17 protein-coding genes and 1 pseudogene are annotated in these 19,166 nt (G+C 71.0%); 7 read left to right on the top strand and 11 right to left on the bottom strand.

The features are described from left to right. The first annotated feature begins 104 nt into the window (after window positions 1-104). Window positions 105-1,886, top strand: a complete 1,782-nt coding sequence (locus ACZ3II_RS38360) for an ABC transporter ATP-binding protein (protein WP_465524777.1) — start codon at window positions 105-107, stop codon at window positions 1,884-1,886. Window positions 1,887-1,916: 30 nt separating this feature from the next. Here ACZ3II_RS38360 and ACZ3II_RS38355 read toward each other — a convergent pair whose 3' ends face one another. The 4 genes from ACZ3II_RS38355 to ACZ3II_RS38340 all read right to left on the bottom strand — a co-directional run bounded on the left by ACZ3II_RS38355 (window position 1,917) and on the right by ACZ3II_RS38340 (window position 7,184). Next, window positions 1,917-2,813: a PIG-L family deacetylase gene (locus ACZ3II_RS38355; RefSeq protein WP_465524775.1), complete on the bottom strand. Its 897-nt coding sequence runs from the start codon at window positions 2,811-2,813 to the stop codon at window positions 1,917-1,919. 206 nt (window positions 2,814-3,019) lie between these two features. Then, window positions 3,020-3,706, bottom strand: coding sequence for an aminoglycoside phosphotransferase family protein (locus ACZ3II_RS38350; protein ID WP_465524773.1), 687 nt, complete (start codon window positions 3,704-3,706; stop codon window positions 3,020-3,022). A 104-nt stretch (window positions 3,707-3,810) separates the two neighbouring features. Beyond that, window positions 3,811-5,955, bottom strand: coding sequence for a 3-hydroxyacyl-CoA dehydrogenase NAD-binding domain-containing protein (locus ACZ3II_RS38345; protein WP_465524771.1), 2,145 nt, complete (start codon window positions 5,953-5,955; stop codon window positions 3,811-3,813). A 14-nt stretch (window positions 5,956-5,969) separates the two neighbouring features. Beyond that, window positions 5,970-7,184, bottom strand: coding sequence for an acetyl-CoA C-acetyltransferase (locus ACZ3II_RS38340; protein ID WP_465524769.1), 1,215 nt, complete (start codon window positions 7,182-7,184; stop codon window positions 5,970-5,972). Between the two features lie 114 nt (window positions 7,185-7,298). Between ACZ3II_RS38340 and ACZ3II_RS38335 the strand changes: the two genes are divergently transcribed. Together ACZ3II_RS38335 and ACZ3II_RS38330 are read left to right on the top strand one after the other, a co-directional pair. Further along, window positions 7,299-8,504: a TetR/AcrR family transcriptional regulator gene (locus ACZ3II_RS38335; RefSeq protein ID WP_465524767.1), complete on the top strand. Its 1,206-nt coding sequence runs from the start codon at window positions 7,299-7,301 to the stop codon at window positions 8,502-8,504. Window positions 8,505-8,615: 111 nt separating this feature from the next. Continuing rightward, the gene (locus ACZ3II_RS38330; RefSeq protein WP_465524765.1) at window positions 8,616-10,445 is read left to right on the top strand and encodes an AMP-dependent synthetase/ligase; all 1,830 of its coding nucleotides are present in this window, start codon (window positions 8,616-8,618) and stop codon (window positions 10,443-10,445) included. A gap of 50 nt (window positions 10,446-10,495) precedes the next feature. Here ACZ3II_RS38330 and ACZ3II_RS38325 read toward each other — a convergent pair whose 3' ends face one another. Continuing rightward, window positions 10,496-10,951 (bottom strand): hypothetical protein, encoded by a 456-nt coding sequence (locus ACZ3II_RS38325; RefSeq protein WP_465524763.1) that lies wholly within the window; start codon window positions 10,949-10,951, stop codon window positions 10,496-10,498. Window positions 10,952-11,203: 252 nt separating this feature from the next. Here ACZ3II_RS38325 and ACZ3II_RS38320 point away from each other — a divergent pair, with 252 nt between their 5' ends. Further along, window positions 11,204-12,238, top strand: a complete 1,035-nt coding sequence (locus ACZ3II_RS38320; protein ID WP_465524761.1) for a glycoside hydrolase family 26 protein — start codon at window positions 11,204-11,206, stop codon at window positions 12,236-12,238. Window positions 12,239-12,256: 18 nt separating this feature from the next. On the opposite strand, the gene ACZ3II_RS38315 is transcribed toward ACZ3II_RS38320, so the two are convergent. Beyond that, window positions 12,257-12,604, bottom strand: a complete 348-nt coding sequence (locus ACZ3II_RS38315) for a DUF5615 family PIN-like protein (protein ID WP_465524759.1) — start codon at window positions 12,602-12,604, stop codon at window positions 12,257-12,259. Then, on the bottom strand, window positions 12,601-13,050 hold the full coding sequence (locus ACZ3II_RS38310; protein ID WP_465524757.1) for a hypothetical protein: 450 nt from the start codon (window positions 13,048-13,050) through the stop codon (window positions 12,601-12,603). Before ACZ3II_RS38310 ends, ACZ3II_RS38315 begins: the two co-directional genes overlap by 4 nt. Before the next feature lie 87 nt (window positions 13,051-13,137). Here ACZ3II_RS38310 and ACZ3II_RS38305 point away from each other — a divergent pair, with 87 nt between their 5' ends. Next, complete coding sequence (locus tag ACZ3II_RS38305) at window positions 13,138-13,677, top strand: NADAR family protein (RefSeq protein WP_465524755.1); 540 nt, start codon at window positions 13,138-13,140, stop codon at window positions 13,675-13,677. A 65-nt stretch (window positions 13,678-13,742) separates the two neighbouring features. Here ACZ3II_RS38305 and ACZ3II_RS38300 read toward each other — a convergent pair whose 3' ends face one another. Beyond that, a complete protein-coding gene (locus ACZ3II_RS38300) occupies window positions 13,743-14,528 on the bottom strand; it encodes a S1 family peptidase (RefSeq protein WP_465524753.1) in 786 nt (261 codons plus the stop codon). Between the two features lie 87 nt (window positions 14,529-14,615). On the opposite strand from ACZ3II_RS38300, the gene ACZ3II_RS38295 reads away from it, so the two are divergent. Next, window positions 14,616-15,119 (top strand): hypothetical protein, encoded by a 504-nt coding sequence (locus tag ACZ3II_RS38295; protein WP_465524751.1) that lies wholly within the window; start codon window positions 14,616-14,618, stop codon window positions 15,117-15,119. Here ACZ3II_RS38295 and ACZ3II_RS38290 read toward each other — a convergent pair. The 3 genes and pseudogenes from ACZ3II_RS38290 to ACZ3II_RS38280 form a co-directional block, all read right to left on the bottom strand. Then, window positions 15,113-16,405: pseudogene (locus ACZ3II_RS38290) on the bottom strand (M14 family metallopeptidase); the annotation flags it as partial. The gene ACZ3II_RS38295 and the pseudogene ACZ3II_RS38290 sit on opposite strands and share 7 nt — an antisense overlap. A 34-nt stretch (window positions 16,406-16,439) precedes the next feature. Further along, a complete protein-coding gene (locus tag ACZ3II_RS38285; RefSeq protein WP_465524749.1) occupies window positions 16,440-17,357 on the bottom strand; it encodes an oxygenase MpaB family protein in 918 nt (305 codons plus the stop codon). Between the two features lies 1 nt (window position 17,358). Then, the gene (locus ACZ3II_RS38280) at window positions 17,359-18,384 is read right to left on the bottom strand and encodes an LLM class F420-dependent oxidoreductase (protein WP_465524747.1); all 1,026 of its coding nucleotides are present in this window, start codon (window positions 18,382-18,384) and stop codon (window positions 17,359-17,361) included. 65 nt (window positions 18,385-18,449) lie between these two features. On the opposite strand from ACZ3II_RS38280, the gene ACZ3II_RS38275 reads away from it, so the two are divergent. After that, window positions 18,450-19,082, top strand: a complete 633-nt coding sequence (locus ACZ3II_RS38275; RefSeq protein WP_465524745.1) for a GntR family transcriptional regulator — start codon at window positions 18,450-18,452, stop codon at window positions 19,080-19,082. The last annotated feature ends 84 nt before the right edge of the window (window positions 19,083-19,166 follow it).

Here is a 19,166-nt window from a genome sequence, read left to right as displayed (position 1 = left end):
GGGCGACGGCTGCGCCCCTTGCCGCGCTCGGAACCGTCCCATGGTCATTGCCGCTGCCCGAAATGGGTGCCTACGGTCGGGACCTCCCGTCGAGAGGGGTTGCCATGGCGGATCTGGCCCGGTGGCGGGACCTGCGCCGGCTGACCCGCGGATACCGCCGCTCGATCCTCGGCGCCGCCGGGCTCAGCCTGTTCGGCACGCTGCTGGCGCTGACCCAGCCGCTGCTGGCCCGGGTCGCCGTCGACGGCGCCGCGGCCGGGCGCCTGCCGTGGCCGGTGATCGGGGCGCTGACCGCGCTGTTCACCGCGCAGGCCGCCGCGCTGGCGCTGGCCAGGTACGTGCAGGCGCACACCGGCGAGACGATGACCCGCGACCTGCGGCGGCATCTCACCGGCCATCTGCTGCGGGTCCGGATCGCGGCGCTGGACGCCGGCCGGATCGGCGACCTGATCGCCCGGGCCTGCGGCGACACCGCCGCCGTGAAGACCCTCATCGCGCAGAGCCTCGGCACCGGCCTGGCCGGGACCATCGGGCTGGCCGCCGCGCTGGGACTGCTCGGCTGGCTCGACCCGTGGCTGCTCGGCACGGTGGTGGTCCTGTTCGGCGGCTCGTTCGCGGCGCTGCTGGCGGTGGTACGGCGGGTCCGGACCGAGTCCCGGGCCGCCCAGACCGCCGAAGGGCTGCTCGCCGCCGACCTGGAACGGGCCCTCGGCGGGATCCGGCTGGTCCGGGCCTGCCGTGCCGAGGAGGCCGAGGAGGAGAGGCTGGAGTCGTCGGCGCGGGGCGCGTACCTGGCGAACCTGCGGATGGCCGGGATGGTCGCGCTCAGCGGCCCGGCCAACGACCTGGCGGTCAGCGGCGCGTTCCTGGCGGTGCTGCTGCTCGGCGCGACCCGGGTGTCGGCCGGGGTGATGACGCTCGGTGAGCTGGTCGCGTTCACGCTCGCCATGACGTACCTGGCCGCGCCCGTCTACGAGATCTTCCAGGCGGTCAGCGCGGTGCAGCAGGGCTCCGGCGCGCTGCACCGGATCAACGAGGTGCTGGCGATGCCCGTCGAGAAGGACCGCGCCGTCGGCGTCATCCCGTCCCCGCGTGGCGCCCGGACCGCGCCGGCGCTGGAGTTCCGGGACGTCTGGTTCGGGTACCGCCCGGGGCGCCCGGTGCTGCGCGGCGCCCGGTTCACGGTGCCGGCCCGCGGGCAGGTCGCGCTGGTCGGGCCGTCCGGGGCGGGCAAGTCGACGATCTTCGCGCTGGCCGAGCGGTTCTACGAGCCGGACCGGGGCGCGGTGCTGCTCGGCGGGCGGAATCTGCGGCTCATCCCGTACGGCCGCCTCCGCACCGCCGTCGGCCTCGTCGACCAGGACAGCCGCCTGCTCGCCGGAACGCTGCGGGACAACCTGCTCTACGGCGCCGGGCCCGCCGACGCCACCGAGATCCGCCGGGTGCTGGCGATGACCGGGCTGCACCGGGTGGTCACCGCGCTGCCGGACGGCCTCGACACCCCGGTCGGCGACGCCGGGCGGCGGCTCTCCGGCGGTCAGCGCCAGCGCGTCGCGATCGCCCGTTGCCTGCTGGCCCGCCCGGACGTGATCCTGCTCGACGAACCCACCGCCCACCTGGACCCGGACAGCGAACAGGCCCTGGCGGCGACCCTGCACGAGGTGGCGTCGGAGTGCGCGGTGCTGGTCATCGCCCACCGTTTCTCGACGGTCCGGGCCGCCGACCGGATCATGGTGGTCGACGGCGGCCGCATCACCGCCGACGGAACCCACGACGAGTTGTCCCGGTCCAGCCCTTACTACCAGCGCCTTTCCGACCCCTTCAACGGTACGCACGTGACCGTCCCGCCAACCGTGCCCCGTCCCGCCGGTCACTACGCGAGGTAGGCGGCACTCCCGCCTTCGCCGCCGGATCTCTCAACCGCACTGCCAGCGGGCCTCCAGGTGGTCCCACCAGCAGCGGTCGCATACGGGGTGCCCGCCGCCAAGGCCGGTCGTGTCCTCGCGGCGAACTGCGGCCGCTGGTTGAGTGGTGACTTCCCGGCGGGCCGTGACGTCCGGATGGGCCGGGGCTTTCGGGTGGGCGGCCGGGGTGGCGTCGGCGAAGGACTCCTCGGTGACCCAGGCGGCGTAGTCGTCGCCCATCGCGGCCATCAGCGCCTCGGTCTGGGTGCGCTGGGCGGCCAGGGCGCGGATCTTGCGTGCGAGGGTCGGCGGGTCGAGTTCGAGACGCAGGGCCAGCGCAGACTCCGGGCGCACCACCGGGAAACCGGGCTGGAACACCTCGAACCGGTCGTTGACGGCGCGCCAGCGTTCGGCCCAGTCGCCGGTCACGGCGCTCTGCAGCAGCCGGGTGCCGGCGGGGGCGGCCCAGTCGACGGCGGCGGCGGTCCAGCGGGCGACCGCACGGTGGTCCGGGTGGCCGGTGTTGCCGTCCGGGCCGAAGCTGACGACGGTGTCCGGGCGGATCTCGTCGATCAGCGCGCCGAGCCGGGCGATCGCCCCGCTCGCCGGCACGCTGTCGCAGCGCCCGTCCCGGTAGCCGAGCCAATGGTGTTCCGTGACGCCGAGAATGTGCAGGCAGTCGTCGAGTTCGGTGGCGCGGCGGGCGGCCAGGCGGCCGGGCGGCCAGCGTTCCGGGTCGCCGGTGCCGTGTTCGCCCCGGGTGGCGGTCACGCAGACCACCCGGGAGCCGGCGTCGCGGGCCAGGGCCATCAGGCCGCCGGACAGGTACGCCTCGTCGTCGGGATGCGCCCAGATCCCGAGGATGGTGCCGAGCGCGGCGATGTCCGGTGCTTTCGTCGTGGTGAGCATGCCGCCGACCATGCGGGTGCCCGCTTGCCGCGACCTTGCGGCAGGCTTGCACGCCCGGTCAGCGGGCCGCCCGCGGTTGCGGCCCCGCCGCGGCGGGCTACCGGGCTGCCGGCCGCGCGGGTCGCCGGGCCGCGCGGGTCGCCGGGCCGCGCGGGTCGCCGGGCCGCGCGGGTCGCCGGGTCGCGAGGGTCGCCGGGTCGCGAGGGTCAGCCGGGGAAGGTGGCGAGTTCCTTCACGGCGGTGGCGAGGCGCAGGTCGAAGCCGGTGTGGATCAGTTCGCGGCAGTCGTGGTCGCCGGCGGTGGCCAGGCGGCGGATGTCGTGGATGGCGGCGCTGATCCGGTCCCGGACCTCGCGGACCATGCCGGCGGCGGTGCCGCGCCAGCCGTACGCGTCGAGAAGCAACCGCAACCGTCGCGGACGGTCGGCCAGCGACGTCCAGCCTTCCGCGGCGGCGTCGCCGTGCGCGTTCAGCGGCACCCAGGCGAACGCGGTGAACGCGAGGTCGGCGTCCCGGGTGACGGGCCCGGCGAAGTCCCAGCCGACGAAACCGGTGAGGCGCTGGCCGGAGCGGGTGGCGTTGTACGGCGCCGCGTCGTTGTGCCCGATGATCAGCCCCGGTTCCCAGCTGCCGCCCTTGCGCCAGACCGCGCCGGCCGGCGGGACGAAGTCGGCGACGGCTTCGTGGTACTCCCGGAGCCATTGGGCGACCTGCCAGAGCGTGTCGTCCTCGCGGGCCCACTCCGGCCAGGGCTGGGCCGGTCCGGCCGGGTCGGCGCCGGCCGGTGGCGCGCCGTCGAATCCCGACTGCTCCAGATGCCGCAGCAGGGCCTGGACCGCGGGGGTCCACGGCTCACCCCCCGGGCCGCTGGGTAACTCCGGTTCCAAGTGCATGATCAACCTCCGGGGTGGACGATAGTCCGGAGATCATCAGGCATGCATCGTCCGGGCGTGTGTAGTTCGGGCGGCATACGCGCCCGAACTACACACGCTGAAGGTCACGCGAACGTCTCGCCCGCGTCGGCCTTGGCGAGCAGCAGTGGCGGCGGGGTGAACCGGTCACCGTACCGTTCGGCCAGCCGGCGGGCCCGGGCCACGAAACCGGGCAGGCCGCCCTCGTACTGGTTGATGTACTGCAGGACGCCGCCGGTCCAGCCGGGGTAGCCGATGCCGAGGATCGAGCCGATGTTCGCCTCGGCGACCGAGCCGAGCACCCCCTCGTCCAGGCACTTCACCGTCTCGATCGCCTCGATGAAGAGCATCCGCTCCTTCAGGTCCTCGAACGGGACGTCCACTCCGGGCTTGGCGAACGCGGACAGGCCCGGCCAGAGCCCGGTGCGCTTGCCGTCGGCGTACTCGTAGAAGCCCGCCCCGCCGGACCGGCCCGGCCGCTGGAACTCGTCGACCATCCGGTCGATGACCTCGTCGGCCGGGTGCGCCTCCCAGGACCGGCCCGCGGCCTCGGCCGCCACCCGGTACTCGTTGCGGATCTTGCGCGGCAGGGTGAGGGTCAGCTCGTCCATCAGCTGCAGCACCGGCGCGGGGTAGCCGGCCTGGCTGCTGGCCTGCTCGATGCTGGCCGGCGGGACGCCCTCGGCGAGCATCGCGATGCCCTCGTTGGTGAAGGTGCCGATCACCCGGCTGGTGAAGAAGCCGCGGCTGTCGCTGACCACGATCGGCGTCTTGCGCAGCTTGCGGACCACGTCGAGGGCACGGCGTACGGCGAGCTCTCCGGTCTTCTCGCCCTTGATGATCTCGACCAGGGGCATCTTGTCGACGGGGGAGAAGAAGTGCAGCCCGATGAAGTCGGCCTGGCGGCTCACACCCTCGGCGAGCAGCGTGATCGGCAGCGTCGAGGTGTTCGAGCAGAGCAGCGCGTCCGGCGCGACGATGCCCTCGATCTCGGCGAACACCTTGTGCTTGAGCGCCGGGTCCTCGAAGACGGCCTCGATCACCAGGTCCGCGCCGGCCAGATCGGACACCTGGTCGGTGGCGGTGATCAGGTCGAGCAGGGACTGCCCCTTGGCCTCGGTGATCCGGCCGCGGGCGACGTCCTTGGCGACCAGCTTCTCCGAGTAGCCCTTGCCGCGCCGCGCGCCCTCGAGGCTGACGTCGCGGAGGACGGTGGGAAGACCGGAGCGGGCGCAGACGTACGCGATCGCGGCGCCCATCATGCCGGCGCCGAGCACCGCGACCTTGGTGATCGGCGGGACCTCGCCGATGTCGCGCTGGCCGACCTCGTTGAGGTCGAAGAAGAACGCCTTGATCATGTTCTTCGAGACCGGGCCGGTGACCAGCTCGACGAAGTACCGGGTCTCGATGACGAACGCGGTGTCCACATCGACCTGGGCGCCCTCGACCGCGGCCGACAGGATGTTCTTCGGCGCCGGGTAGTTCGCGCCCTTGAGCTGCTTGCGCAGGTTGGCCGGGAAGGCCGGCAGCATCGCGGCGAGCGTCGGGGTCGACGGGGTGCCGCCGGGGATCCGGTAGCCCTTGGTGTCCCACGGCTGGGCGGCCGACGGGTTCGCCGCGATCCACTCCTTCGCCGCGGTGATCAGCTGCTCGGGAGTGTCCACGATCTCGTCGATCAGGCCGAGCTGCCGGGCTTTGGCGACCTTGTGGCGGGTGCCCTTGAGCAGCACCTCCATCAGCGCGGTGGCCAGGCCGAGCAGCCGGACCGTCCGCACCACGCCGCCGCCGGCCGGCAGCAGCCCGAGGGTGACCTCCGGCAGGCCGACCTCCAGCTTCGGGTTGTTCAGCGCGATCCGCCGGTGGGTGGCCAGCGCCAGCTCCAGGCCGCCGCCGAGGGCCGACCCGTTCAGCGCCGCGACCACCGGCTTGCCGAGCGTCTCCAGCCGGCGCAGCTGGCCCTTGACCTTGGTGGACGTCTCGAACACGTCCTGGCCGCGGTCGGCCGGCACCGAGCCGAGCTGGTCCAGGTCGCCGCCGGCGAACCAGGAGTTCTTCGCCGACGTGATGATCACGCCGGCGATCTCGTCGCGTTCGGCCTCGAGGCGGCTGATCGTCGCCTCCATGCTGGCGACGTACGCGTCGTTCATGGTGTTGGCGCCACGGCTCGGGTCGTCGAGCGTGAGGATGACGATGTTGTCGTCACCGCGGTCGTAACGGATGGTCTCAGACACGTTCGGTTATCCCCTCAGAGCCGTTCGACGATGGTGGCGATGCCCATGCCGCCGCCGATGCAGAGCGTGGCCAGGCCGTACCGGCCGCCGCGCCGCTCGAGCTCGTCGACGAGGGTGCCGAGGATCATGGCGCCGGTGGCGCCCAGCGGGTGGCCCATGGCGATCGCGCCGCCGTTGACGTTGACCTTCTCCGGGTCCAGCTTGAGGTCGTCGATGAAGTGCAGCACGACGGCTGCGAACGCCTCGTTGATCTCGACCAGGTCCAGGTCGTCGACGGTCAGCCCGGCCTTGTCCAGGGCCTTGCGGGCGGCCGGCGCCGGGCCGGTCAGCATGATGGTGGGGTCGGCGCCGCTGAGCGCGGCCGACACGATCCGGGCGCGCGGCCGGATGCCGGCCCGCTCGCCGGCCCGGGCCGAGCCGATCAGCACGAGGGCCGCGCCGTCCACGATGCCGGACGAGTTGCCCGGCGAGTGCACGTGGTTGATCTTCTCGACCCAGTGGTACTTCTGCAGCGCCACGGCGTCGAAACCGCCCTGGTCGCCGATGGCGGCGAAGGAGGCGGGCAGCTTGCCGAGGCTCTCCACCGTGCTGTCCGCGCGGATGTGCTCGTCACGGTCCAGGATCAGCAGGCCGTTGCGGTCGCGGACCGGGACGACCGAGCGGTCGAACCAGCCGTTCTGCCAGGCGCGGGCGGCTTTCTGCTGGGAGGCGACGGCGTACGCGTCGACGTGCTCCCGGCTGAACCCGTCGATCGTGGCGATCAGGTCGGCGCTGATGCCCTGCGGGATGAAGTCGGTGTTCAGCGCGGTCTCCGGGTCCATCGCCCAGGCGCCGCCGTCGGAGCCCATCGGCACCCGCGACATCGACTCCACACCACCGGCGAGGACCAGGTCCTCCCAGCCGGAGCGCACCTTCTGCGCGGCGATGTTGACCGCCTCCAGCCCGGAGCCGCAGAAGCGGTTGAGCTGCACGCCCGCCGTCTCGACCGGCAGGCCGGCGGCGAGCGCGGCGGTCTTGGCGATGTCGGAGCCCTGCTCGCCGATCGGGGACACGACGCCGAGCACCACGTCCTCGATGTCCTGCGGGTCGACGGTCGGGAAACGCCGCCGCAGCTCGTCGATCAGGCCCACCACGAGCGAGATGGGTTTCACCCCGTGCAGGGATCCGGTCTTCTTTCCCCGGCCGCGCGGTGTCCGCACGGCGTCGTACAGATAGGCCTCGGTCGTCATCGACTGCTCCCCTGGATGCGAATTGCGGCTAACTTTTGCCGATGTTTCCGCTAGGTGTCAAGGATACGAAGTCGAACGTCGGGCGAACCACAGATCACCCCTATGCTGGTGCAGGTGAGCATCGCAGCATCTGACGAACCGGCGCCCGCCGCGTTGCGGAAACGGCCGAAGAACCGCAAGGCGCAGCTCGCCCTGGCCGCTGCCGAGATGTTCTGCGAGCGCGGCTATCACGGCGTCAGCCTGGACGAGATCGCCACCGCGGTGGGCATCAGCGGCCCGGCGATCTACCGGCACTTCCCCAACAAGTACGCGATGCTCGTGGACGCCACCCGTCAGCTCGTCGCGACCGTGCTGGCCGCCACCGACCTGCCCCCGGCGGGCAGCCCGGAGCAGCGGCTCGACCGGTTGTTCGGGGTGCTGGCCCGGCTCGCCGTCGAGCACCGCCGAGTGGCCGGGCTCTATCAGTGGGAGTGGCGTTACCTGACGCCCGAGCACCGCGAGGAGTTCCTGGCCCAATTGCGGGTCCTGGCCCTGCGCCTGGCCGCGCCGTTGCGGGAGCTGCGCCCCGAGCTGGCCGCCCGGGACACGCACGCGCTGGTCCGCGCCGCGCTCAGCGTCTTCGGCAGCCTCGGCACGCACCGGGCCGCGATCGCCCGCGGCCGGGCCGAGGCGGTGCTGCGCCGGGTGGCCTGGGCGGTGCTGCGCGACGAGCCGGCCACGCCCCTGGCGCCCGAGCCGGAGTACCCCCGGCCGGAACCGGTCCTCGGCGTGACGGCCCGCCGGGAGATCCTGCTCGCCGAGTCGATCAAGCTGTTCCACCGGCACGGCTACCACGCCGTCGGCGTCGAGGACATCGGCCGGGCCGCGGGGATCAATGCATCGAGCGTCTATCGTTACTTTCCCGGCAAGGCCGACATCCTCGCCGCCGCCTTCTACCGGGCCTCCGAGCGGGTCGCCGAGTCGACGGCGGCCGCGCTGGCCGGCGCCACCGGCGACGAGGACGCGCTGCGCCGGATGGCCGAGTCCTACGTGGAGCTGACCTTCGAGCGCAGCGCGCTGGTCGCGGTCTACCTCGCGGAGAACAACAACCTGCCCGAGGCGGACCGGCATGAGCTGCGCAAGGTGCAGCGGCTGCACGTCGAGGAGTGGGTCAAGCTGCTCGCCCGGATGCGCCCCGGCCTGCCCGTCCCGGAGGCCCGGGTGCTGGTCCACGCCGGTCTCAACCTGGTCACCGACCTGAGCCGGCTGGTCCGTTTCGACCGCCGGTCCGGGATGGACAAGCACCTCGTCCGGCTCACTCTGACCGTCCTGCATGCCTGATCGCGGACGAAAAAGTTAGGCCAGATTCGCACGCCGCCTTCCCAGGAAGTTAGTGCGCGTTTACAGTCGCGCCATAGCCGCCCGTCTTCGGCTCCTTCCAGGAGGCAGCTCATGGATCCCGTTCTCGAACAGCGCTGTGCCGACATAGCCCGCGATCTGACGATTCCCGCACTGCTGCACCGCAACGCCACGGAATTCCCCGACCTTCCCGCGCTCAGCATGCTCGGCTCGCCGGAGACCCTCACCTGGCGGCAGCTGCGCGACGAGGTCACCGCCTACTCCCGCGGCCTCGCCGAGCTGGGCCTGCGCTCCGGCGACCGGATGCTGATCATGATGTCCAGCCGGCCCGAACACTGGCTGGCCGACCTCGCCGCCGTCCACCTCGGCGCGCTGCCGTCCACCGTGTACGCCACCCTCTCCACCGACCAGCTGCGCTACCTGGCCCGGCACAGCGGCGCCACGATCGTGGTGCTGGAGAACGACGCGGCGGTGGAACGCTGGGCGCCGATCCTCGACGACGTGCCGGAGATCAGCCGGGTCGTGGTCGCCGACCGTGACGGCGACACCGACACCGGCCGGATCGTCTCGCTGCGGCACGTGCGGGCCCGGGGCGCCGCCGCCCATCAGGCCGACCCCGGCGCCTTTGAGAAGACCTGGCGGGAGGTACGGCCGGAGCAGCCGGTCACGCTGCTCTACACCTCCGGGACCACCGGCGATCCGAAAGGCGTCGCCCTCACCCACCACAACGTCATCTACCAGACCGTCGTCATGCGGCACACCATCGAGACGCCGGACCACGCCGAATCCCTGGCGTACCTGCCGCTCGCGCACATCGCCGAACGGGTGCTCGGCGTCTACAACCCGATCTACCGGGCCGGGCACGTCGTCATCTGCCCCGACCCCGCGCAGCTCCTCGCCGGGCTCGTCAAGATCCGGCCGGTGTCGTTCTTCGGGGTGCCGCGGATCTGGGAGAAGATGGTCGCCGGTGTGCAGGGACAGCTCGCCGCCGCCGAGCCGCCGGTCAAGGCCGCCGTCGACGCCGCCCGCGAGGTGGCCCTCGAGGCGTACAAGCTGCGCGCCGCGGGAGAGCCGGTCCCGGCCGAGCTGGCAGCGAAGCGGGCCGCGATGGACGCCCAGATCCTCAAGCCGTTGCGGGCCAAGCTCGGCATGGACAACATGCTGTGGGCCGGCAGCGGGGCCGCGCCCATCCCCGTCGAGGTGCTGCTCTACCTCGCCAGCATCGGCATCGACGTGCTCGAGGTGTGGGGGATGACCGAGACCACCGGCACCGCGACGATCAACACCCCGGAATCCTTCCGGACCGGTACGGTCGGCAAGCCCAACGGCGGCATGGAGATCCGGCTCGCCGAGGACGGCGAGATCCTGGTCCGCGGGCCGCTGGTCTGCGCCGGATACCTGCGCGAGGACGGCGGGATCGACCCGGTCACCGACGCCGGCGGGTGGCTGGCGACCGGCGACGTCGGCGTCCTCGACGAGGCGGGCTTCCTGACCATCACCGACCGCAAGAAGGAACTGATCATCAACTCGAGCGGGAAGAACATCTCACCCGCCCAGATCGAGAACCTGCTGCGGGCACACCCGCTGATCGCCCAGGCGGTCGCGATCGGCGACCGGCGCCCGTACGTCACCGCCCTGATCGTCCTCGACGAGGAGATCGCGCCGCTCTGGGCCCGGTCCAAGGGACTGCCGTTCCGCACCGTCGCCGACCTCGCCGGCGACCCGGTGCTGCGCGCGGAGATCGAGGCCGCCGTCGCGGTGGCGAACCGGAAACTGTCCCGGCCCGAGCAGATCAAGACGTTCCGGATCCTGTCCCGCGGCTGGTCGCCGGAGACCGGTGAACTCACACCCACCCTGAAACTGCGCCGCCGGATCATCACCGATCGCTATGCCGAGGAGATCGGCAGCCTTTACCAGAACTGACGGGAACGCCGGCCGGGACGTGGTGTCCCGGCCGGCGTCCGCCGATTCGCTCAGTAGCAGTACTGCCGGTACCCGCGCTCGAATCCCTGACTGAAGCCGCGCTGGTAACCCTTGGCGTAGGCGTCCTCGTTGAACTGGCCGTACGCCTTCGCGCCGTACCCCATCATCTCCTTGCAGTCCCGGCGGGCCTGGTTCCATCCGGCCTGGTAGCCGGCGTCGAATCCGCGCTGGTAGCTCTGCGCGTAACCGCCCTGGCCGGGCGGCTTCGGCCACGGGTAGTAGGGCCCGGGGTTCGGCGGGTACGGCTTCGGCGGATAGGGCTTGGGCGGGTACGGCTTCGGCGGATACGGGTCGTAGTACGGGCCCGGCGGCGGTGGCGACACCGAGTCCGCCACGATCGCGGGATTCTTCTCGGCGGCCGCGGCGGCAGTGGCCGTCAGCGCGATTCCCGACGTCGCCAGAACGAACGCGCCGGCGGCGAGCACACAACGCTTTCCGATGTTCATCAGTGTTCTCTCCCCGTGTCCCCGGGACCCCGGAATGGCGCCCCGGTAATGACCGAAAACTACGCCCGGGAAAAGGGCGCCACCCCGGGAACGGCAGCGGCTGGGCCGATCAGCCAGAGTTACCGGCTTTTCCGGCAATCGTTGTGGCGTGCGTCATCATCCCCGCTGTGAGCTGCTGTTCCATCGGGCCGGCCTGGTGCATGATGGGGCCCGTTTCTCCAGGTTCCCGGTTCGGAAGGGGTGGCTGTCGTCGTGAAGCGCCGTCAGATGCTGACCCTGCTCGCTCTCAGCGGCGTGGCGGGCTGTGGCACCGCGGCGCCCGTTGCCCCGGCCGCCGCGCCGTCCCCGGCGCTCTCCCCGGCGCCGGCGACCGCTGCCGCGACCGCTCGGCTCGGGGCGGCGCCGAGCACCTCAGCCCCGGCCCCGCCCTCTCCGTCGCGCGCCCCGGTCCGCCGGGGCGGCCCGGTTCCGGCTCCGGACGGCACGGTGATGCTCGGGTCGTACCTCGCCCTGGGTGGGAAGACCCTCAAGCAGAGCCTCGCCCTGCGCCGGCGGCAGCTCGGCCGGGACCAGCGGATCGTGCACCGGTTCTACCCGTGGGACGGCTACGTGCCCACCGCCGAACCCGACGTGGCCGACAGCAGCGTCCTGATGGTCTCGTGGCACGGCGCCCCGTACGCCGGCATCCTCGACGGCGGCTCGGACACGAACATCCGCTCGGTCGCCCGCAAGCTCCGGCGCATGGACCGGCCGATCCTGCTCCGCTGGGGCTGGGAGATGAACGGCGACTGGTTCCCGTGGGGTGGCGCGCGGAACGGCCAGGACCCCGCCGATTACGTCACGGTCTGGAAGCGGCTGCACCGCATCTTCGCCGACGAGGGCGCCGGCAACGTGGCCTGGGTGTGGAGCCCCAACTGGAACAGCTCCCCGGACACCGGCTGGAACCGGGTGCAGCGCTATTACCCCGGCGACGACTACGTCGACTGGGTCGGCATCTCCGGCTACAACTTCTACGGCGAGTCCCCGTCGACCCTGTTCGACCCGGTCACGAAGCTCTACGGCGCCCGCAAGCCGATCATCCTGAGCGAGACCGCCGCGGTGCGGGACAAGGCGTCGTACATCAGGCGGTTGCAGACCTGGGTGGAGAAGACGCCGGCCGTGGGCGCCGTCGTCTGGTTCGACACCGACATCCAGGAGGGCACCGACCACGACTTCCGCTTCGACACGGACCCGGCCGCCCTCGCCGCCTACCGCACGATGTCCCGCAGCCCCCAGTTCGCCGGCTGAAGGGCCGATTGCCGTCTCTCAGAGCCAGGTGATCCCGTCCCGGTCCGGGACGTTCCCCGCCACGAGGATCTCGTCGAGGGCTTTGGCCAGGCGGTTCAGGCCGGAAGCCGTACGCGGAAAGCGCCGGCTGGAGACGAGCACCAGCCCGGCATGGGTGGAGCCCTGCTGCGCCAGCCGCATGAAGTCGCTGACGTTCTCGGTGACGACACAGCGATCGTTGCGGGCCGCCCAGGCCAGAACGTCCTCATCGGTCTTCGGGGCCAGGCCGACCTCGACATCCAGGACCGCGACCACGTCGTGACCGGCTGATCTGAGCCGCTCCGCCAGGGACGGCGGGTACATCTCGTCGAGGAGGATGCCCGTCACGGCTCCTGCTTCCGCAGGAGCCTCTGCTGGGCCTCCCACAGCTTCTCTTCGCGCTCGGCGGCCTCCCGGTTGAGGGCGATCCGCTCGTCGATCTCGTCGGGGTAGGCCGCGTAGTAGCGCAGCGCGACGCCGACCTGCACCGCGGTCAGCCCGGTGACCTCACCGAGTTGGGCTAGCAGCGCGGCTTGCTCGATCTGCGGATCCTCCTCGCGGATCGCCGTCAGCGCGCCGATGACCTCCCAGATGTCGGGCCCGCCGGCGAGCGCTGCCCGGCGGCCGGTGGGACCGGGCCGGAAGACGACACCCGGATGCTCATGGGCCCGGAGCGCCTCGTCGATGAACATGTTCGCCACCGACGACGAGGAGGCGCCGGGATGCTCCTTGACATAGCGATCCAGCCGGGCGAGCACCGCCTCGTCGAAACGAACCGAACGTGGAGCAGTCATGACTACATCGTAGTCGCCTGTAGTGACCTCTCGGGCCACCTGAAAATGCGAAGCGGAAAGGAGTATGGGCGGGCAGACTCTGCGGCCATGGACGAGGGGATTCGCAGTGTCGCCGACCTGCAGCGTGCCGTGGCGGAGAAGCAGCGGATCAAGTATCTGTTCTTCTGGGGGCACCAGGACGCCGGGCGTGGCTACCTGAGCCAGTGGTACCCGTCGGTGTTCACCGTCGACGGGGTGCGGTACGAGACGGCCGAGCACTACATGATGTGGCGTAAGGCTGTGCTGTTCGGCGACACCGTGATGGCGGGGAAGATCCTGGCGGCCGGGCATCCGCACGAGGCGAAGAAGCTCGGCGGCCGGGTCGAAGGTTTCGACCAGGAGGTGTGGGACGAGCACCGGATGCCGATCGTGGTCGCCGGGAACCTCGCCAAGTTCGCCGCCGACCCGGACATGCGCGACTACCTCCTCGACAGCGGCGACCGGGTGCTGGTCGAGGCCAGCCCGCTCGACCGGATCTGGGGCATCGGCCTGTCCCGCGACGACGAGCGCGCCGCGGACCCGTACCGCTGGCGTGGTCTCAACCTGCTCGGCTTCGCCCTGATGGAGGTACGCGCCCGGCTGCGGTAGGAGCGAGGCCGGTGTGTGGAGTTCGGGCGCGCATAGCGCCCGAACTCCACACACCGGGAACGGGGTCAGCCGCCGAGGGAGGTGGCCGCGGAGCGGATCGCGGAGGAGAAGTAGCTGACCTGGGTGTAGACGCCCGGCTTGTTCGGGCGGGCGCAGCCGTCGCCCCAGCTCACGATGCCGACCTGGACCCAGCCGGAGGCGCCCTGGCGGAACATCGGGCCGCCGGAGTCGCCCTGGCAGGTGTCGACGCCGCCGGCGGTGTAGCCGGCGCAGATCTCCTCGGCGGCGATCACCCCGCCGCCGTACATGCTGCTGGAGTTGCAGGTGGCGTCGCTGACGAACGGGACGGTCGCCTTGAGCAGGTAGCGCTGCTGTGCGCCGCCCTCACGGTTGGCGCCCCAGCCGGCGATGGTGAACGTGCCGGAGTCGTACGCGGTCGACGTGACGATCGGCAGCGTGGCGATGCCGGTGACCGGGCTGGCCAGGCGGATGAACGCCCAGTCGTCGCCGTTGCCGTTGTAGCCGGGAGCCCGGTAGACGTAGTTGCTCTTGCGGGTGATCCGGCTGGACGACTGCAGGTCGACGGCGCCGAGGGTGGCGGTGATCGACGTGTTCGCGCCGGTCCGGCTGACGCAGTGGGCGGCGGTCAGCACCAGGGTCGGGCTGTACAGGGCGCCGCCGCAGCCCATCGACAGCCGCACCATCCACGGGAACTCGCCCTGCGCGGCGCGGGTGCCGCCGACGACGTACGGGGTGACCGGGTCCCCGGCCGCCGCGGCCGGGTTCGGGGACATCGTGGCCGCCGTGACTGCCGCGGCCAGGATCGCCAGAAGGGTTCGCCATCTGCGCATGTGGGTTCTCCTCGGATCGGGGTGCACCGAGCGTCCCATTGATATCGATGGATATAAACATCCCGGGTGGCTTATATCGTGGTGCCGGTGAGCATTCCCGAGCTGAACCTCCTCCAGGAGTTCCAGGACCGTGACGGCTGGATCTCCTTAGGCTTCGAGCTGGAGGGGTGGAACGACACCACCGGCCTGGAGTCCTGGTCCACGGACCCCGCGTTCCTGTCCCGCCTGATCGCGTTCGCCACGGCCAGCGCAAGCGGTTCGTTCTACGCTTTCTGGCGCATCGACGACCGGGAGGACCTGGCGACCCTCCCGGTCGTGATCTTCGGTGACGAGGGCGGCGAGCTCGTGGTCGGCCGTGACCTGCGGGACCTGCTCCGGTTGCTCACCGCCGGCGGGGAACCGTACGTCTACCGGGGCGAGGTGCACTTCGCCACCGGCGAGGACATCGAACCCAACCTCGAATACCGCGCCTGGCTGGAGGAGAACTTCGGCCTGGCGGCCACCGACGACCCGAATGCGATCGTCAGGGCCGCGCAGGCCGAGTTCGGCGAGCGGTTCGCCGTCTGGAGCAAGCGGTTCTACGAGCAGTAGGTGGCCTGCTTGCCGATCACCTTGTACGGGCAGTCCGCCGCCTCGGCCAGCATCAGCGCCGCCGTCCGGTTGCGGGCCGTCTCGGCCGGGATCACGCTCGCCGGCGGGTAGAAGCCGCCGCCGCCCGAGCTGCCCGGGTACAGCTCGAAGGTGTACGCGAAGATCTTGTGCGTGCCCCACAGCCAGTCGAGCGAGTCACCGTCGGTGATGTAGAGGTCGCTGGACTGCTGCGGCGTGTACCCGTTGGTGGCCGCCATCTGCCGGCCCAGGGTGGCGAAGGTGCTGTTCTGGTCGGCGGTCATGCCGGTCGTGGTGTCCGCGGTGGTGTGCCCGAACGGCCAGAGCACCAGCTTCGAGTACGAGTGGAAGTCGATGGCCACCTTGATCTGCTGCACGCCGCCGACGACCCGGCTGTTCACGAAGTCCCGGATGACCCGGGTCTCCGGTGCGGAGAACGCCGACGGGCCGCGGTACGTGGCCGACGACGTGCTGCCGGACGAGCCACCGCAGCAGCCCCACTTGTAGCCGTAGTTGCGGTTGAGGTCGGTGCCGACGTAGCTGGACCCGCTGTTCGGCTGCCGGTTCTTGCGCCACGACCGGTAGCTGCCGGTCGCGATGTCGTACTCGACGCCGTCCGGGTTCACCATCGGGACGATCCAGATCTCCCGGGTGTCCACGATGTTCTTGACCCGGGAGTCGGACGCGTACGTCTTGGTGAACTGCCCGAGCAGGTACAGCGCCTGCTCCACGGTCAGGTGCTCACGGGCGTGGTGGTTGGCGTCGAACAGCACCTCGGGCTCGGACTCGTCGGTGCCGACGTTGTCGGAGATCTTGACGGCCACGATGTCGCGGCCCTGGTACGACTTGCCGATGACCCGCTTGCTGGCGATCGACGGGTACGCCGCCACCACCGAGTTGATCTCAGCGACCGTCTCGGCGTAGTCGTGGTAGGCCGCGTCGGCCGGCGGGAACGCGAGCGTGCGCAGCGCCGGTTCGACGGTGAAGCCGAGCCGCTTGAGCCGGGCCACCTCGGCGCCGGTGGCGGTGACCGTGGCGACGCCGTGCTCGATGTCGTCGATGGCCACGCCGGTGCGGGCGATGACGTTGCGCTGCGCGACCGTCCGTACGTCGTAGATCTCGTATTCCGCGGCGGCGTCGAACTGTTCCGCGCCGGCGGGGGCGGAGGCGGCGACCGCCGCGGTCACGCAGAGCGCTACCGCGGCGAACACCGAGAAGGACCGTCGTCTCATGAACGACCTCCGGATCTGGGGGAGTCGAGTGCTCACAGCAAACCCCCAGGTATCGAAGGACGGCAATACATCAGGGCATGTCAATATCCTCCGGACCCCGACGTGATGACCGGCGGAGCGCGGCCGGAAGATCGTCCGGCGGGGGAGGGGCGCCCAGGTCGGACGGCTGGAGGCCGCCCGGGTAGCCGGGGTATGTCCGGTTGCGCTTCGACTCGCCGAGGATGGACTTCCGGCGCGGCGGGAAGAATCGCAGCGCGTACGCCCGGGCCTGCAAGCCTTTCGAGGCGGCGGCGCCCACCCAGGCCGGCGCGGGGTCGAAGCCGAAAGCCCTGGTCATCCGCTCGTCGAGCATGCCGCGGACGCCGAGTCGTACAGCGGGCCGCAGTGGCTGGGGAAACCACCCCGCGAACAGGTCGACGGTGTACTGTCCAATCTCACGATTTGTCTCGGTGAAGACGAAATTTCGGACTTCGTAGTCCAGCTTGAAGGCGAGGAAGTCCTGGTAGTTGTCCGGAATGTCCCGGATACCCATTCGCTTTCCGACGGCACGGTAGTAGTGATAAGCCGCCAGCTTCTCGTGGGGATGCAGAGCGCGCCACCCGTAAGCCGACAACCAGTCGATCGGGTCATAGACGAAAGTGGACAACACGTACAGCATGTCGTCATTGCTGATGGCATACCGGCCGTGCGCCCGGTTCACCACCTTCAGCGCCTCCTTGCCGCGCGGCGAGTCGTACCCGTGTGCCGCCATCTCACCCATCAGCAGCGCCGTGTCGTCGTAGCGCCGCTGCGGCCGGTCCCGGAACTCGCCGGTCGCCGCGAGCAGCGTCGAGATGCTCGGCACGCAGTACGTCCGGAACAGCGCGAACTCCAGCGCCCGGGTGTAGTCCCAGGGGAACTCCTGCCCCGACGAGATCTGGTAGATCTCCAGGTGATCCCGCTCCGGATCGAGCGACGCGATCCGTTTCGCCAGGTCGTAACGGCCCATGTCAGCTGATCATCTCCTTGACCTTCGTCAGGTTCCGCACCGGATCATCGATCGGCGCCACGTTGAGCATGGTCACGCCGGCCTCCCGGTACGCGGCGATCCGCTCCCGCACGTACGACTCCGGGCCGATCAGGCTGCTCATCTCCAGCAGCTTCCCGGGCACCGCGGCGGCGGCCTCCGCCTTGCGGCCGGACAGGTAGAGGTCCTGGATGAGGTCGGCCTCGGCGGCGAAACCGTACCGGCTGACCACGTCGTGATAGAAGTTGCGGCCCTTCGCGCCCATCCCGCCGACGTAGAGCGCGACCATCGGGCGGAACAGGTCCCGCAGCCCGGTCACGTCGTCGCCGATGGCCAGAGGGCCGCCCGCCACGATCTCCAGGGGGCCCAGTTCCGGGGGCCGTTTCGCGGCGCCGGCGGCCAGGTCCGCGCCCCAGACGGCGGCGGCGTACTCGGGCACGTACAGGAACGGCAGCCATCCGTCGGCGACCTCGGCGGTCATCCGCACGTTGGCCGCGCCCAGCGCCGCCACGTAGACCGGGATCCGGTCGCGGACCGGATGGGTCAGGATCTTCAGCGGTTTGCCCAGGCCGGTGCCCTGCCCCGGAGGCAGCGGCAGACGGTAGAGGCCGTCCCGCTCGATCACCTCGCGACGCCAGATCGCCCGGCAGATGTCGATGATCTCGCGGGTCCGGCCGACAGGTCTGTCGTACGCGACCCCGTGCCACCCCTCGACCACCTGCGGGCCGGACGCCCCGAGCCCGAGGATCGCCCGCCCGCCGGACATCGCGTCCAGCCCCGCCGCGGTCTGCGCGATCAGCGCCGGAGTACGCGAGTAGATCGGCAGGATCGCCGAGCCGATCTCCACCCGTTCGGTTCTCGCGGCCAGATAGCCCATGATCGTCGGGGCGTCGAAGCCGTACGCCTCCGCCACCCACAGCACGTCGAGGCCGGCCCGTTCCCATCCGGCCACCTCGTCGGCCGTCGCCCGGGGATCACCGGCATACATCAGCGTCGTTGCGAGCCGCATCGGGTCACCTCCTTCTTTTTTGATATTTGATACGGTGACGGCCGATAAAGCGAGAGGTGGAGGGCATGCTTTCCGAGGAGGTCGCCGGCGCTCTGCGCGGTCGGATCATGTCCGGTGAGCTACGTCCCGGCGCCCGCATCCGGCTCGAAGAGGTGGCCGCCGGCCTCGGCGTCAGCATCACCCCGGTCCGCGAGGCGCTGCTCACCCTGCGCGGCGAGGACATGGTCGAACTCGAACCCCGCAAGGGGTACGTGGTGGCGCCGCTCTCCCGTCAGGACATCCTCGACGTGTTCCAGTTGCAGGGCGACATCGCGGGCGAGCTGGCCGCCCGGGTCGCGGCCGCGATCAGCGAGGCCCAGCTGGCCGAGCTGCGGGTGGCGCACAACAAGGTGGCCCGGGCGCGCCGGGCCGCCGACGTCGAGACGTACGAGTACGAGTTCCACCGCGCCGTGAACCGGATGGCCCGTTCCCGCAAACTGAGCTGGTTCCTGCACACCGCCACCCGGTACACCCCGGCGCGGGTCTACTCGGCCGACCCCGGCTGGCGCGACGGCATGCGCGCCGACCACGAGGCGCTGCTCGACGCGTTCGCCGCGGCCGACGCGGACACCGCCCGCACGGCGATGACCAGGCACTTCACCGACGGGGCGGAGCGCTTGGTCAAACACCTCGACGACCTGGGCATCTGGGCCACCTGACGCGTGTTGAGTTCGGCCGTCATGCGCGCCCCAATTCCACACGCCGGGTTCACTGCGGGCGTGTTGAGTTCGGCCGTCATGCGC

The sequence above is a fragment of the Actinoplanes sp. NPDC019969 genome, from assembly GCF_055562375.1.
This window is presented reverse-complemented; position numbering and strand designations above follow the sequence as displayed.

What these genes read in the sequence shown, in the direction of transcription:
- ACZ3II_RS38305 (WP_465524755.1), top strand. Translation starts at nt 13,138, where the DNA reads ATGGACGAGGGGATTCGCAGTGTCGCCGACCTGCAGCGTGCCGTGGCG.
- ACZ3II_RS38310 (WP_465524757.1), bottom strand. Translation starts at nt 13,050, where the DNA reads ATGACTGCTCCACGTTCGGTTCGTTTCGACGAGGCGGTGCTCGCCCGG.
- ACZ3II_RS38360 (WP_465524777.1), top strand. Translation starts at nt 105, where the DNA reads ATGGCGGATCTGGCCCGGTGGCGGGACCTGCGCCGGCTGACCCGCGGA.
- ACZ3II_RS38285 (WP_465524749.1), bottom strand. Translation starts at nt 17,357, where the DNA reads ATGGGCCGTTACGACCTGGCGAAACGGATCGCGTCGCTCGATCCGGAG.
- ACZ3II_RS38340 (WP_465524769.1), bottom strand. Translation starts at nt 7,184, where the DNA reads ATGACGACCGAGGCCTATCTGTACGACGCCGTGCGGACACCGCGCGGC.
- ACZ3II_RS38350 (WP_465524773.1), bottom strand. Translation starts at nt 3,706, where the DNA reads ATGCACTTGGAACCGGAGTTACCCAGCGGCCCGGGGGGTGAGCCGTGG.
- ACZ3II_RS38280 (WP_465524747.1), bottom strand. Translation starts at nt 18,384, where the DNA reads ATGCGGCTCGCAACGACGCTGATGTATGCCGGTGATCCCCGGGCGACG.
- ACZ3II_RS38325 (WP_465524763.1), bottom strand. Translation starts at nt 10,951, where the DNA reads ATGAACATCGGAAAGCGTTGTGTGCTCGCCGCCGGCGCGTTCGTTCTG.
- ACZ3II_RS38300 (WP_465524753.1), bottom strand. Translation starts at nt 14,528, where the DNA reads ATGCGCAGATGGCGAACCCTTCTGGCGATCCTGGCCGCGGCAGTCACG.
- ACZ3II_RS38355 (WP_465524775.1), bottom strand. Translation starts at nt 2,813, where the DNA reads ATGCTCACCACGACGAAAGCACCGGACATCGCCGCGCTCGGCACCATC.
- ACZ3II_RS38330 (WP_465524765.1), top strand. Translation starts at nt 8,616, where the DNA reads ATGGATCCCGTTCTCGAACAGCGCTGTGCCGACATAGCCCGCGATCTG.
- ACZ3II_RS38275 (WP_465524745.1), top strand. Translation starts at nt 18,450, where the DNA reads ATGCTTTCCGAGGAGGTCGCCGGCGCTCTGCGCGGTCGGATCATGTCC.